The sequence below is a fragment of the Mesoplasma corruscae genome (assembly GCF_002930145.1).
In the GTDB taxonomy this organism is placed as follows: Bacteria; Bacillota_I; Bacilli_A; order Mycoplasmatales; family Mycoplasmataceae; genus Entomoplasma; species Entomoplasma ellychniae.
The window spans coordinates 91,342-106,570 of the sequence record NZ_PHNF01000002.1 but is presented as its reverse complement, the minus strand read 5'-3'; the positions used below and the strand labels follow the sequence as shown (position 1 = coordinate 106,570).

Below are 15,229 nucleotides of genomic sequence, written 5' to 3'. Positions count from 1 at the left end.
AAATATTATATATTGGTTATTTGTGATAGTGATAATTTTTCTACTTGTTTATTAGCTACAAATCAACCAAATATTAAAACAACAAAAACAATTGGTGCTGTAATTAAAGCCGACCTATAATCCACTCCTAAGAATATATAAACAGAAAATTTAACTGATACTCAATATAAAAGAACTTGCCAAATGATAATTGATAAAATAAAAGCTATTGCAAACGAAATTAGTAGACCTATAATATAACTTCCCATAATAGTCCAATTAACTCGCATTTTTTTATATCCTAAAGCTTTCATTGTTAATATTGTAGCTTTTGATTCATCAACTATTATGCCTATTACCACTAATAAAATAATAGATAAAATAATAGTTGATAGTAAAACAAACACAAACATAATTTTATTGGAAATTTCGATCGCAAAGTTTGCAGCTGATTTCATGATGTTAAATGGAACAGACTTATTTCAATATTTAGTTAAAAATGACGAATTGGTTAATAAAAAAGTATTTTGTGTTTTTGAAACATTTGTTGTTGTTGAAGATATTACTTTTGAAGGTTTTTCTTTAGTTTCATCAAATACACCATAAATCATTTCATAAAATACATTTGATTGCTTATCACTAGTTATTGTGATATTTTCTTCTTTATTTATTGTTTTTAAAAAGGAAGTGATAATATTTGAAAAAGACATTTCAGTTGATAACATTTCTTTATAAGAAAATAATTGATTAAACACTGGTTTGTCCAATAAATCACTATTAAAATACTGATTTTCAAAACTCTCTTTATTTAACATGATTGAATCTTGACCTAATGAAATTGTTTCAGCTTGATTTATGCCAACGACTTTAACTTTTATTTCTAACTTTTCAGAAGTATTGCTATGTAATGTTAGAACATCACCAATATTAATATTTTTATCTCGGTGCAAGAAATAAGGAATAATTGCGGGAATAACACCATCAGAAGGTTCTAAAAATTCATTCATTTGATTATTATTTATACCATAAAAATTAAATGTTTTTCTAAAGTCACCGTACTTTGATGTTTGATCAGACAATAAATAGGTTTGAATAAGACTTTCATCAGACTTATCACCTACATTCAAATATATTTTCGATGTCAAAGTTTCTTTATTTTTATCAAACATTATGCTATTAAAGTTTATCATTTTGTCAGTTAAAGTATTTTCGTTTGCATCACTTATTAATAAATTTGAAGATAAAGTAGAAGGTAATAAATCCAAACTTCCTTTGTACAATAGCGAAATTATTTGAGAATCATCAAACTGCTTTGTGTCGCTTAAAATTGATGATGTATGTTTAAACATCTCATTATTATCACCAGTTTTTCAAAAAACTGATTTAGCTGGATTATAATTTTTTAATAATGGCAAATTGCTTGTTATATTAATGAACTGATGATAGTTAAAATTAATTTTTTCATTTGATGCAAAAGCAGAAACTAATTCTTCAGTTGTAAACTTACTATTTGGTTTATTTAGCATTACAGGTAAATACTCATAAATAGCAGCTATTTGAAACATTTTTATAGCAAATAGTTGAGTTAATTCATTATAAAAAATGTTTTTAAGCTTAGCTTCTGTAATGTTTTTAAGAGTTACAGTATTTTCATTTTTTGAAGATTCTAAAGATTCTAAAGTAATTTTTTTATTAGTTTTTCCAGTTGTTTTAATCTCGAAAATGCCTTCTTTTAATGAATCACTGTTTAAGTCAAAATTTAAAATCGTTGATAAAAAATTTACATCACTAATTGTTTTACCATCAGGACTTGATGATAAATCAAATCCAAACGTTTTTTGTATAGTGTATTCTACTTCATTTTGAGGCAATATGAACTGAACTTTATCTTCATCACTTAAACTATTGAAATAGTTTATAGTCATTTGAGCTAAAGCAGAAACTTTATATCTATAATCATTGGTTAAATCTTCACTGGTTAAATAATCATTTGTGTTTTTAAAATCTGATATATCTTTATAGTCTAGTTCTATAGGATTTTGTTTTGATTGATCTCAATCATATTTTTTTTGCGAATTTATTACGTATTTTGAATATGAACCAGTTCAATCATAATAATGATCAACTTTTTCATTGTAAACAGCAAAACTTTGATTAATAATTTTTGTTGTTAAAGTTTGAGATCCAAATATTAAAATATATGAAAGTGAAGAAAAAGCAAAAAGAGTTTGAATCATAACGAACTTCCCTTTGGAATTTTTAATGAAAGCTTTTCTTAATCTTCAAGAAAAAAATATGTTATGTTTTTCTGAAATTTTTGATAATAAACTTTTTTTAGTTTTATAGGTTCTCTTTTTATCATTGTTTATTAAAGATAATGGTTTTTCATTTAAGTCTTTTAAAGTAAATAAGAAAGCAATAAACAAAAAGAATAAAGGTATCCCAATAACAATAACTAAAAACATAATTGGTGAAAAATAGACTTTATTAAAATAAATTGTTAAAGAGTTTTCAAAACCTCTAGCAGCAAACTTTTGAAATGGGAAAGAACAGAAAAAACCTATTAATATACTTGTGAAAAATAAAACAAAAGTTTTAAGCGCAAATACTCAACTAAGTTCTGTTGTAAAGTATCCAGAAGATTTAAAAATTCCCAGCTGTTTTCTTGTTTCATTTATTTCTTTTTTAATATTAAAGTTTATAAACAAAAAAGCTAAAAGTAATATTACAAAAGATATAACTATAAAAATAATAATTCTAATTTTTAAATTGGTTGACTGTTTGTCAAAGTTACTGTCACTTCATTTTTTTAAAAATGAACTTGGTTTTTGAAAAATTAAAAAATCTTCATCATTGTTTTTTTTAAATATAAAATCTTGAGCTTCTAATTTGTCACTTGTTTTTTCTGATTTAATTTTTAAAGATAAAGAACCTGTTGATTCAGAACTATTTAAAAATTTTCATTCAAAATTTTTATATCTTTGTGTGAAATTATTATTTGCATAAACTATAGCGTAATTGTTTTGTTTTTGATTAAAAGATGAATATGAGGGTCCCGGAAAAAAATCTTCTAAATTTTGACCTATGCCAACAACTTTAACTTTAAATGAGTTTGTAAAATACATTTCAGTTAGATGAATATTATTAAAAATTTCTTCTTTACTTAGGAAGTTTAAAAACGTTCCAAATTGTGATGAATTTGCTTCTGGTAAATCTATATAGTCACCTACTTTAATATTATTTAATTTTGCAAAAGCAGCAGAAATAATAACTTCAGGGTTATCATTTAAATCAGCTTTTCATTCGTGAGTATTTTCTGAGTTTTTAGCAATTGATTTGTCAAATAACACTTTTGTTATATCAGAATATTTCTTTTCTTTTGTATTTATAGCTCAACTATATTCACTTTTTAAGTCAGCTGTATTTTTTCCACCAAAAATACCTTGAGAGGGAGCTAATTTGAAAGACTGACTAACACTCAATTCATAATTTGCTTTTTTATTTTTTGAGATTTCTTCTATAATTTTTTCTAATACTATAACTCTATCATCATGTAGGTAATTTTTATTTCAAAGTTTTTTTGAATATTCTGATTTTATCAAAGCATAATTTAAAAAATAAAATTCTTGTGCTTGGTCTTGTGCTTGGCTTTTTTTAAAATTTTCAACCATTAATTTAATCAAATTTTCAGTCAAATTTTTTAAGCTATTTAGTTCTAAATTCTTTAATTGATCAATTAAAGAAACATCTGAAAAATCAATTAGTTTGTTCAAGTTTGCAAAAACAAAAATTTTATATAAAGCACCAAGAAGAGCTGAACTAATGTCTTGGCTAGTAACATCGTTGCTTGAACTTTCCAGTTCAAATATAGCTTCACTAATAGCCTTAGTGATATGCAAACATATAATCTTTTTTATTTCTTTATCATCTTTAAATATTGTTGAAAAGTTTTTTGTACTTAAAGACAAACTTCCTATGCTACTAGTTCTATAAGAAGCTAAAAATTTGTTAAAAACATTTGTTAAATTATCTTTTTCAGTTTGAGAATAACTAATTGGTTTCAAATCAATGTCTACATTTGCGTTTGATTTTAAAATGTTTATACCTTCACTCTCAATAGGACTTTCATTCTCAGTCATAAAATATTTTTCAATAAAATCATAACTATAGATTACGCTTTGAGAATTATCTAAATCTATTTTATTGTCATATTTAACAGTTTTATTTTCACTGGAATGCAATTTTAGATAAATTTGTATGGGTGAAGCTAAAATGCCTATAATTGCTGTTGTTAACGATGCTAAAAATACAATAATAAATAATGAAGAAACTCAATTTTTAATAAAGGTTTTCATATAGCTTTTAAGTATTTTTTTCATCTATATTTACTCCTTTAAACTGTATTATTTATAGTATAGCACCTTTAATAAATAATTGATTTTAAATTAAGGGGATATTATTTTGTAGATTTTGAATGCAATAAAAAAACATGAGTATTTAGATTCATGTTTTGATCTAAGGTTTGAAATATCAAAATTTTATCTTTTTTCATATTTACCTTTCTATGACATAAAATAATTACTGTCACTTAAATTTCTTAAAAGCTCAAAGAGCAAAAACAATTAATTGAATTATTGCTATCAAGTAAAAATATCAAGTTGAACTTAAAATTATTCCTTCTTTTAAATTAACAATTATCAAAATAGCCGAACCACTAGGTATCAAGATTTGAATGATTTTCACCCAGTTCGGAAATAGTTCAGCAGGTATTACAGAACCTGATAAAAATAAAATTATATAAAAGCAAATTAATGCAGTAAACGAACAATTTTTATAAGTCTCTAAACTACTAGAAATAATTACTGAAATAAAGAAAAAAGTTAGAAAAGCAATTGTTGTAATAAATAATAAAGAAATTATGATAAATAAAGTTCAATATATTTTAAAAATTAAAAATGAGAAAAAAGTAATAATAAAAAAATTAATAAGAAATAAAATGTAATTAAAAATAAGTTTTCCAAACATGTATTTTAAAATAGATAGTTGAGTTATTGAAATTTGCTTTGTTATTTTTGTAATTCTGTCATTAAATAAAGAATTTGTTAATATTGAAATAGTTAGCGTTGCAGCATTCATTATAATTAGGCCTGGACCAATATAATATAGCTTAACGCCAAAGACTGTACCTTCAAAAATTAATAATATAAAAGGCAATAGAAATGAAAAAAATAATGAAAAAGGATTTTTCAAAAACTTAATTAGTTCTAATTTAATTATTGCAATCATTATCATATACCATTTTTTTAATGATTAATAAAGATTCTTCAAAGTTACTAGATAATTTAAAATCTTTATTAATTACATTATCTTTAATAACTATAACTCTGTCACACAACTTAGCGACTTCATAAGAGTCATGTGAAATTAACAGCAAAACACACTCTTTAGTATCTAAATATTTTGTAACTAAATCAACTATTTTAATTTTTCATTCGTAATCTAGATGAGTTGTTAGTTCATCGAGTAACAAAAAGTTTGGATTATTTAAAAGTGCAATAAGAAATTTAAACTTTTGTTTTTGACCACCAGAAAGATTAGAGTATCTTAAATTTAATTGATTTTCTAGTTCGAACTTTTCAAACTTTTCAGATATTTTTTTGTTGCCACATTTAACCTTAAGTGCGGAACAAAAAAACTTGAAAATTGACTTTAATTTTAATTCTCCATCAAATGATACATCTTGAAAAACTGCATTTTTAATTACTATGTTGCTATTTGAAAAAATAATTTTTCCTTTATTTGGCTTTATAACACCAAATATTATTTCTGCTAAAGTCGTTTTTCCAGAGCCATTAACACCCATAATACCTATTTTTTCATTTTCTTTGATATTTAAATTTATATCTTTTAAAATAGGTAAACTTTTGTATTTTTTACTTATATTAACTAAACTTAGCATGATTTTAATTCCCCTTTCTATATTTAGAAGTAATGTTACTCTTAAAACAATTTGAATACAAGCAAAAAGCAAAAAAAAAAAAAAAAAAAAAGAACCTTTCGGTTCTTTAATTTTGAACTGGCAACGTGCTACTTTCTCACAAATGCAATATCATCGCCGCTATAGAGCTTAACTTCTGTGTTCGGTATGGGAACAGGTGTGACCTCTATGCTGTAATCACCAGATCATTATCTCAGAATTGTTCTCTGAAAACTAAATACTAGACTTGCATCATTCAATTGCTTTTTTCTCTAAAAATTCTCTCGATCTATTAGTAATGGTTAGCTTAATACCTCACGATACTTACACATCCATCCTATCAACCTCGTAGTCTACAAGGGATCTTACATTTTAAAAATGGGAAAATTCATCTTAAAGGAGGCTTCTCGCTTAGATGCCTTCAGCGATTATCCGTTCCACACATAGCTACCCTGCTGTGCCACTGGCGTGACAACAGGAGCACCAGAGGTGTGTCCATTCCGGTCCTCTCGTACTAGGAACAGCTCTCTTCAATTTTCCTACGCCCACAACAGATAGGGACCAAACTGTCTCACGACGTTCTGAACCCAGCTCGCGTACCGCTTTAATGGGCGAACAGCCCAACCCTTGGAACCGACTACAGCTCCAGGATGCGATGAGCCGACATCGAGGTGCCAAACCTCCCCGTCGATATGAACTCTTGGGGGAGATCAGCCTGTTATCCCCGGGGTAACTTTTATCCGTTGAGCGACGGCCCTTCCACTCGGGACCGCCGGATCACTAAATCCTACTTTCGTACCTGTTCGACTTGTAAGTCTCACAGTCAAGCACCCTTCTACTTTTGCGCTCTTTGCATGATTTCCAACCATGCTGAGGGTACCTTTGAGCGCCTCCGTTACATTTTAGGAGGCGACCGCCCCAGTCAAACTACCCACCAGACACTGTCCTTAACCCAGATAATGGGTCGAAGTTAGAAATCCAATATAACGAGGGTGGTATTCCAAGGACGACTCCACTGGCCCTAGCGGTCCAGCTTCAAAGTCTCCCACCTATCCTCTACACGTTATACCAAATTTCAATATCAAGTTATAGTAAAGCTCCACGGGGTCTTTCCGTCTAGTTGCGGGTAACCGGCATCTTCACCGGTACTAAAATTTCACCGAGTCTGCAGCCGAGACAGCGAAGGGATCATTACGCCTTTCGTGCGGGTCAGAACTTACCTGACAAGGAATTTCGCTACCTTAGGACCGTTATAGTTACGGCCGCCGTTCACCGGGGCTTCAATTCAAAGCTTCGCTTGCGCTGACTTCTCCTCTTAACCTTCCGGCACTGGGCAGGCGTCACCCCCTATACTTCGTCTTACGACTTAGCAGAGAGCTGTGTTTTTGCTAAACAGTTGCCCCTCCCTCTTCACTGCGGCTCACTAAAAGTGAGCACTCCTTCTTCCGAAGTTACGGAGTTATTTTGCAGAGTTCCTTAGCTACAGTTATCTCGCTTACCTTAGGATTTTCTCCTTGACCACGTGTGTTCGTTATAGGTACAGGCTACTAGTTATTAAGTTAGAAGCTTTTCTTGGAAGCGTAGGGTCATGTACTTCGTTACTAGGCGAACCGTTCACTCCTCATAACACTTCAGCGTTTAATACAACACGGATTTGCCTATGTTGCCGCCTTTGTGCTTAACCCAGGACATCCATCGCCTGGGATACACTACCTTTCTCCGTCACTCCATCACTAACTAGCAGGTACAGGAATATCAACCTGTTGTCCATCGACTACGCCTTTCGGCCTCGCCTTAGGTCCTGACTAACCCTGGGTGGACGAACCTTGCCCAGGAAACCTTGGTCAAACGGTATGAGGGATTCTCACCCTCAATCGTTACTCATGCCGGCATAATCACTTCTAAGCGCTCCACCAGTCCTCACGGTCTGACTTCATTGCACTTAGAACGCTCCCCTACCACTGTATTAAAAATACAATCCGTAGCTTCGGTATTAGGTTTAGCCCCGGTACATTTTCGGCGCAAAATCACTCGACTAGTGAGCTGTTACGCACTCTTTAAATGATGGCTGCTTCTAAGCCAACATACTAGCTGTTTGTGCAATTTCACATCCTTACACACTTAACCTAAATTTAGGGACCTTAGCTGACGATCTGGGCTGTTTCCCTCGCGAGCATGGACCTTATCACCCATGTTCTGACTGCCGAGTATCCGACAATGGCATTCGGAGTTTAATTCTATTCAGTACCCCTAGGTGGGGCCATCATAGATTCAGTGCTCTACCTCCATTGCGGTAAACCTCGACGCTATACTTAAATATATTTCGGGGAGAACTAGCTATCTCCGGGTTCGATTGGAATTTCACCGCTAGCCACAAGTCATCCGCGGTCATTTCAACGAACGTCGGTTCGGTCCTCCATTAGGTTTTACCCTAACTTCAACCTGCTCATGGCTAGATCACCCGGTTTCGTGTCTACTACATCGTACTAAACGCCCTATTAAGGCTCGCTTTCACTACGGCTCCACAGATTCTGCTTAACCTCGCACGATATAGTAACTCGCCGGCTCTTTCTACAAAAAGCACGATATCACCCATTAACGGGCTCTATCTTCTTGTAAGCACATGGTTTCAGGAACTATTTCACTCCCCTCTCGGGGTACTTTTCACCTTTCCCTCACGGTACTGGTTCACTATCGGTAAAATGGGAGTATTTAGGCTTGCCGAGTGGTCTCGGCGGATTCCGACAAAATTTCACGTGTTTCGTCGTACTCAGGATACATCTACGAGATCAATATATTTCGTATACGGGGGTATCACCCTCTATGCCACTACTTCCCAGTAGCTTCTACTATATATTGATTTTGTAACTCTAAAAGATGTCCTACAACCCCAGCCCGTAGACTGGTTTGGCCTTTTCCGCGTTCGCTCGCCGCTACTAACGGAATCATTATTATTTTCTTTTCCTCTTGGTACTAAGATGTTTCAGTTCCCAAGGTTCCCTTCTCATAAACTATGTATTCATTTATGGATAATATGAGATTAATCATATTGGGTTTCCCCATTCGGATATCACCGGATCAAAGCTTACTTCCAGCTCCCCGATGCTTTTCGCAGGTAATCACGTCCTTCTTCGGCTCCATTTTCCAAGGCATTCACCATGTGCCCTTACTATTTTTTTAGAAAAAATCTTAAAGCAATTGATAATTGATTCAGTAAAATTTATTAATTTGTTAAAATTGATTTGATTTATTTAATCTTTTTACAATGCTTATCTAATATTCAGTTTTCAAAGAACAATACTCTTTTCCAGAGATTCATTTTTAATGATCTCTGAAAACTAAATAGAACATATAATAGTCAATCTGTTTTTGTCATATCTCCATAGAAAGGAGGTGATCCATCCGCACGTTCCCGTACGGATACCTTGTTACGACTTAACCCCAATCGCTAGTCCTACCTTGGGACGCGCCTTCCTTACGGTTAGGCTACGTACTTCTGGTATTACCAACTCTCGTGGTTTGACGGGCGGTGTGTACAAGACCCGAGAACGTATTCACCGCGGCATAGCTGATCCGCGATTACTAGTGATTCCGGCTTCATGAAGTCGAGTTGCAGACTTCAATCCGAACTGAGACTGGTTTTTTGAGATTAGCTCCCCCTCGCGAGATTGCGACTCTTTGTACCAGCCATTGTAGCACGTGTGTAGCCCAGGACATAAGGGGCATGATGATTTGACGTCATCCCCACCTTCCTCTAGCTTACACTAGCAGTCTCGTTAGAGTCCTCAACTTAATGTTAGTAACTAACGACAAGGGTTGCGTTCGTTGCGGGACTTAACCCAACACCTCACGGCACGAACTGACGACAACCATGCACCACCTGTCTCAATGTTTACCTCCACTACATCTCTGTAGCTTTGCACTGGATGTCAAGCCCTGGTAAGGTTCTTCGTGTTGCTTCGAATTAAACCACATGCTCCACCACTTGTGCGGGTCCCCGTCAATTCCTTTGAGTTTCACTCTTGCGAGCATACTACTCAGGCGGAGTACTTAATGCGTTAGCTGCAGCACTGAGGTAATCCCCAATACTTAGTACTCAACGTTTACGGCGTGGACTACTAGGGTATCTAATCCTATTTGCTCCCCACGCTTTCGTGCCTCAGCGTCAATAATCAGCCAGTAAACCGCTTTCGCCACTGGTGTTCTTCCATATATCTACGCATTTTACCGCTACACATGGAATTCCGTTTACCTCTCTGATATTCTAGTCCCACAGTTTTCAAGGCGAACCGGAGTTGAGCTCCGGGCTTTAACCTCAAACTTGCGAAACCGCCTACGCACCCTATACGCCCAATAAATCCGGATAACGCTTGCCACCTATGTATTACCGCGGCTGCTGGCACATAGTTAGCCGTGGCTTTCTGGTAAGGTACCGTCAAGATAAGAGCATTTCCTCTCAAATTTTTTCTTCCCTTACAACAGAGCTTTACAACCCGAAGGCCGTCATCACTCACGCGGCATTGCTTCATCAGACTTTCGTCCATTGTGAAAAATTCCCTACTGCTGCCTCCCGTAGGAGTCTGGGCCGTATCTCAGTCCCAATGTGGCCGATCAACCTCTCAGTTCGGCTACGTATCATTGTCTAGGTGGGCCATTACCCCGCCTACTAACTAATACGCCGCATCCCCATCTTTTAGCGATCCAAACGGATCTTTGAATATCTTCTCATGCGATAATGATATTAATATGCGGTATTATCTTTCGTTTCCAAAAGTTATCCCCCACTAAAAGGTAGGTTAGATACGTGTTACTCACCCGTTCGCCACTGGAGTGCAAGCACTCCCGTTCGACTTGCATGTATTAGGCATGCCGCCAGCGTTTATCCTGAGCCAGGATCAAACTCTCATTTTAAAATTGTTTAATTCTGACTATTATATTTATGTTGTATATTAATCTGTACTCAATTGAATTGTTTACAGGATTGTACAATGTTGTTCTATTTAGTTTTCAAAGATCATTAGCATCTCCTGAGAGACACTTAAAAATAATATCATAATAAAAAATAAATGTGTGAAAAAAATAAAAAAAAATAAAAAAGTTTTTTTCTTCTTTATTTTTATAAATTTTTAATCAGTCTTGTTTGTAAATGTTTTATATATTTCTCAAACCCTTTTTTCATAATTTGCATCTTGTTTAGCAATGTAATATTTCATATTTTTTATTTTGTTTGGTAAATACTGTTGTTCAACGTATGCATTTTTATAATTGTGAGGGTACTTATACCCAACACCTCTATTTAATTTAACAGCAGATTTATAGTGAGCATCTTTTAAATAATCAGGAATATCATATACCATCCCTTTTTGAACGTCTTCAAATGCTTGATGAGTTGCATTAACTGCTGAATTAGATTTTTGAGATAGAGCCATTTCTATAACAACTAATCCTAACGGGATAATTCCTTCTGGCATGCCTAAAGTTCTAAAAGCTTCACAAGCAGTGTATACACGTGGCGGAAGACTTGGATTTGCTAACCCTATATCTTCATATGCCATAACTACCATTCTTCTCATCAAAGTTTCTATATCTCCAATTGATATTAGTCTTGAAAAGTAATGCAATGACGCATCCACATCACTTCCACGTATAGATTTGTGAAAAGCTGATTTTAAATCATGAAAATCATCACCAGCTGCAGTAGAAGGATTTTTAGCATTCATAAATATACTAGTTATTAAATCTAAGGTTAATTTTTCTTCTGCATATAAATTAATGAGAATTTCTAAATTATTAATTAAGCTTCTAATATCACCATTATTAATTTCGCAAATATATTTCAAACTTTCATCATCTAATAAAATATTAAGTTTATTTGAATTAATAAGTTTTTTGATATATTCAAATGATTCAAAAGGATCAACTCTTTTTAATTCTAAAATATTAGCTCTACTTCTAAGAGCTGGGTTAATTACAAAATATGGGTTTTCAGTAGTTGTTGAATATAATATAATATTTCCATTTTCCATATAACTTAATAATATATCTTGTTTATCTTTATTTAATCGGTGAATTTCATCGATTATTAATACAAATCTTTTTGAAGATAACGCTTTATTTAAAATACTAGTTAACTTTTCTTTTTTTTCAAAACTTGCATTAAAGGTATCAAATTCAATTTTTAAGTCATTACATAAAGCTATAGCAAAAGAAGTTTTTCCAGTTCCACTTGGACCATAAAAAATTAGTGATGATGTAAAATCATTTTTAATCATTCTTTCAACCAATCCATCTTTGGCCAATAAATGAGTTTGACCAATAATATCTTTAGTTGTTTTTGGTCTTAATAAATAAGCTAATGGTGTTGGCATAATACCTCTTTTTTATTTTGTTTTTAATTTTTTGTTTTTGGAATAATCCATTTTCATAAATCTATGTGGTGCACCATCAAACATATGTGGTTCTGAAGTTGATACAAACCCTAAAGATTCATAAAATCTTTTTAAATAATCTCGAGCATGTATTTCAAGTTCTAAATCAGGGTATTTTTCTAAACAAGCATCAATTCCTGCTTGAACTAACATTTTCCCATAATTGTTCGATCTAAACTTTAAAGGCACAACAATTCTTCCTAAAGTTGAATGTCCGTTTTCTAAATAAATTCTTAAGTATGCAATTAGTTCATCATCTTCATTTCTAAAAGTCAAGTGATGAGAAATCAGATCATTTTCGTCAATATCAGAAATTATAAATTGTTGTTCAACATTAAAGACTTCTGTTCTTAATTTAAAAATATCTCAAATTTCTTTTGGAGTTAACTCGTTATACGTTTTGATTTGTTTTTTCATTTTTCTCCTTTTTATAAAATAAAGTACAATCGCAATAATCATACTTTTATTTATTTATTTATTTAAAAATTATATCAAATACTTGCTCGTATTTTTCTGCAGGTATTATTTTTAAAATAGATTTTACTTCATCTGGAATTTCATCTAAATCTTTTTCATTTTTAATTGGAATTATAATAGTCTTCAATCCACTTCTAGCAGCAGATATCGATTTTTCTCTCAAACCACCAATAGGCAATACATTACCTCTCAAAGTAATCTCACCAGTCATTCCAAATTCTTTAGAAACAGGTTTATTTGCTAAGGCAGAAATAAGCGCTGTTGTAATTGTTATACCTGCGCTTGGACCATCTTTTGGCACTGCACCTTCTGGAACATGAATGTGTATATCGTTATTTTCAAAAATTTTGGAATCAATTCCATATTTTTTATTATTTGATTTTACGTAAGTTAAAGCAATTGTTGCAGATTCTTTCATAACATCACCTAATTTACCAGTTAATACTAAATTACCTTTTCCAGGATATAAACTTACTTCAATAGGTAAAATGTCTCCACCAAATTGAGTATATGCTAAACCAGTAACTACACCAACTTGTGATTCATTTTGTTTTTCAGTATGGTCAAATATTCTTTTTCCTAAAAATTCGTTAACTATTTTAGGATCAACAATCAAGTTTGTAAGTTCTTTATTCAATAGCTTAACAATATATTTTCTTGAAATAGAGTTAATATGTCTTTCAAGTTGTCTAACTCCGGCTTCACGAGTGTAGTATTTAATAATTTCTTCTAAAGCTGAATCTGTAAAAGTTAATTCTTCTTTTGAAAGCGAATGTTCTTTTACTGATTTATCTACTAAATAGTCTTTAGCAATTTTCATTTTTTCGATTTCAGTATAACTTGATAAATCAATGATTTCCATTCTATCATATAGAGCTTCAGGGATATCTTGAGCATAATTAGCAGTAGCTATAAACATAACTTGGCTTAAATCATATGGTTCTTCAATATAATGATCTGAAAATTCTTTGTTTTGTTCTGGGTCTAAAACCTCTAACATCGCACTAGCAGGATCACCTCTTTGATCAGATGCCATTTTATCAATTTCGTCTAGTAAAAATAAAGGATTTTTAACTTTGGCTCTTTTCATAGTTTGAATAATTCTTCCTGGCATTGAACCTACATAAGTTTTTCTATGACCGCGAATTTCAGATTCATCTTTAACCCCACCCAAACTTACCTTAACAAAAGTTTTTCCAATAGCTTCAGCTATTGATTTAGCAAGTGAAGTTTTTCCAACTCCTGGGGGACCCACTAAAGTAATTATTGGTGCTTTTAAAGAACTAGTTTTAGTTTTAACAGCCAAATATTCAATAATTCTTTGTTTAACTTTTTTCAAACCATAGTGATGTTTATCTAAAATATCTTGTGCAAATTGTAAATCAGTTAAATCTTCAGATTCTTCTCATCAAGGAATAGACATCATTCAATCAACATAATTTTTTTCAGTATTTCATTCAGGTGTGCCTGATTGCATAGCCTCGATTCTTTTAATTGAAGCTAATATTTTATTTTTAACTTCAATAGGGAAAGGTTCTTTTGCTAATCTGTTTTTATATCCTTCAATAGAATTTTTATCATTTTCAGAGTCTTCTTCATCTAATTCATCTTTGATTATTCTCATTTTTTCTCTTAAATAATATTCTTTTTGTTGTTTATCCATTTTATCTTTTAATTTTTTGTTGATAACATGTTCAACATTCGCTCTGGCTTGTGCTTCTGAAGCTACATTGTTTGGTTGAACAATCATTTCATCCTCATCGCTTGATAAAATGTTTTTCAAAATAGCTCATCTATTTTTTAAAGAAGGACTTAAAATAAAATCTGGGTTTTGAACAATTTTTCCTGAAGCAAAGTCATTAACTATAGAATCTAATAATAATTCATAGTTAATTTCATCATTATTATTTTCTAAATTAACATGTAAATACTTTTCTCATTCTTTATTATCTTTTGCTTGATCAGTTATATAACTTGCTATTTCTTTTTTATCTTCTTCATTTAAGTCAAAAATTGTGTTTACTTCTTCAAATTCACACATTCAAAAATCATTTTCACTATCTTTTCAGACTTTATTTATATTAACTCTGAATTTAGGACTTAGTTTTAGTGTTAGAGCATTATTTTCTCATTTTTTAATTACACTAAAATCTGTAATAGTTCCAAATTCAAGAAAATCCTTGACTTTTACTTCACCTTCTGAACTTTGTTTAATTGGAACAATTACAACTGATGCTTCGGATTCTTGCGAAGCAAAGTCAACAGCTTTAAGAGTCGTTTTTTTACCTACTTCAATATTTTTTGTTATTAAAGGTAAAGCTACGTTCCCTTTAATTGGTATTATTGGTAATATGTTTTTTTTACTCAT

6 protein-coding genes and 3 rRNA genes are annotated in these 15,229 nt (G+C 31.9%); all 9 read right to left on the bottom strand.

The annotated features are described in order from the left end of the window. Positions 1-5: 5 nt before the first annotated feature. The 9 genes from MCORR_RS02970 to lon all read right to left on the bottom strand — a co-directional run bounded on the left by MCORR_RS02970 (position 6) and on the right by lon (position 15,229). On the bottom strand, positions 6-4,358 hold the full coding sequence (locus MCORR_RS02970; protein WP_104208096.1) for an ABC transporter permease: 4,353 nt from the start codon (positions 4,356-4,358) through the stop codon (positions 6-8). Positions 4,359-4,557: 199 nt separating this feature from the next. Further along, positions 4,558-5,265: an ABC transporter permease gene (locus MCORR_RS02965; protein ID WP_104205633.1), complete on the bottom strand. Its 708-nt coding sequence runs from the start codon at positions 5,263-5,265 to the stop codon at positions 4,558-4,560. Further along, entirely contained in the window at positions 5,249-5,938 is a 690-nt protein-coding gene (locus tag MCORR_RS02960) for an ATP-binding cassette domain-containing protein (protein ID WP_104208095.1), read from the bottom strand. Before MCORR_RS02960 ends, MCORR_RS02965 begins: the two co-directional genes overlap by 17 nt. A gap of 115 nt (positions 5,939-6,053) precedes the next feature. Next, positions 6,054-6,162 (bottom strand): 5S ribosomal RNA (rrf, locus tag MCORR_RS02955). A gap of 65 nt (positions 6,163-6,227) precedes the next feature. Further along, positions 6,228-9,136 (bottom strand): 23S ribosomal RNA (locus tag MCORR_RS02950). A 206-nt stretch (positions 9,137-9,342) separates the two neighbouring features. Then, positions 9,343-10,867: ribosomal RNA gene (locus MCORR_RS02945) — 16S ribosomal RNA — on the bottom strand. The 16S, 23S and 5S rRNA genes sit together here, the layout of an rRNA operon. A 215-nt stretch (positions 10,868-11,082) precedes the next feature. Continuing rightward, complete coding sequence (locus tag MCORR_RS02940; protein WP_104208094.1) at positions 11,083-12,324, bottom strand: replication-associated recombination protein A; 1,242 nt, start codon at positions 12,322-12,324, stop codon at positions 11,083-11,085. 12 nt (positions 12,325-12,336) lie between these two features. Continuing rightward, on the bottom strand, positions 12,337-12,801 hold the full coding sequence (locus tag MCORR_RS02935) for a GNAT family N-acetyltransferase (protein ID WP_181021222.1): 465 nt from the start codon (positions 12,799-12,801) through the stop codon (positions 12,337-12,339). 58 nt (positions 12,802-12,859) lie between these two features. Continuing rightward, the gene (gene lon, locus MCORR_RS02930; RefSeq protein WP_104208092.1) at positions 12,860-15,229 is read right to left on the bottom strand and encodes an endopeptidase La; all 2,370 of its coding nucleotides are present in this window, start codon (positions 15,227-15,229) and stop codon (positions 12,860-12,862) included.